The organism is Mitsuaria sp. TWR114, from assembly GCF_007997345.1.
The window spans coordinates 1-1,155 of the sequence record NZ_VOSR01000979.1 but is presented as its reverse complement, the minus strand read 5'-3'; the positions used below and the strand labels follow the sequence as shown (position 1 = coordinate 1,155).

Here is a 1,155-nt window from a genome sequence, read left to right as displayed (position 1 = left end):
TGAACGCGCGCCGCGCAAGGCGCCCGATCACGGTGGGCAATCGCAACGGAGGTGCAACGAATGCATCTCCGGGGCGTCGTTCATGGGGTCGTCATCGCGCGTGGACAGACTCGCGGGCTTCCTCCCTCCCGTGCCCCGCCTTTGGGCGGCCTCCTGCTCGTGAACACTGTCCGCACCGATTCTTCCGAACCCGTCGACGCCATCGTCTCCAACGTCAGGACCAACACCGACGTCACGGCCAACGCTGACCGCAGCCGCCTCGCCGCGGCGGGCGCCAGACGCGCGCATCCGATGACGGCGTGGCGCGACGCGCAGGCGGATGTCGACGAGCAGGCGCAGGTCGAGCGCATCCGCGCGTATATCCGCGCCGGCGACTGCTATCAGGTCAACCTGACGACGCGGCTGGCGGCGGAGACGGTCGGCGCCGACGAGGCTGACAAAGCCGGCGAAGGCGACGAAGGCGACGAAAGCGACTTCGATCCGGTCCTGCATTTCTTCGCGTTGCACGCGGCGCAGCCGGGCGGCTTCGCGCTGTTCCTGCGCACCGGCGAGGGCGACGACCATCACAGCGTCGCCAGCGTCTCGCCCGAGTTGTTCTTCGACTGGCGTCCCCTGCCCGAGGCGCCGCAGGCCAGCCACACCTGGCTGCTGTCGGCCCAGCCGATGAAGGGCACGGCGCCGCGCGGCCGCGACCGCGCCGGCGACGAGGCCGCGCAGGCCTACCTGCGCACCAGCGCCAAGGAGCGCGCCGAGAACCTCATGATCGTGGACCTGCTGCGCAACGACCTGTCGCGCGTGGCGGTGCCGGGCTCGGTGCGGGTGCCGCGGCTGTTCGAGCTGCACGCGCTGCCCACGGTCTGGCAGATGACCTCGACGATCAGCGCGGTCACCCGCGCCGGCCTCGCGCTGGACGAGGTGATGACGGCGCTGTTCCCCTGCGGCTCGATCACCGGCGCACCCAAGAAGCGAGCGATGGAGGTCATCGACGAGCTCGAGCCCGGCCCGCGCGGCTGGTACTGCGGCGCGCTCGGGCTGCTGCAGCCGGGTGGGGCGGTGACCTTCAACGTGCCGATCCGCACCGTCGAGCAGGCGGGCCGCGCGCTGCGCTGCGGCGTGGGCAGCGGCATCACGCTCGATTCGCGGCCGCGGGACGAG

Annotated in this window: 1 protein-coding gene; it reads left to right on the top strand. The window is 71.7% G+C overall.

Annotated features, from left to right (window positions below):
- Positions 1-159: 159 nt before the first annotated feature.
- Positions 160-1,155: anthranilate synthase component I family protein (locus FUT87_RS26530; protein ID WP_255512053.1), on the top strand; the 996-nt coding region annotated here is incomplete at its 3' end.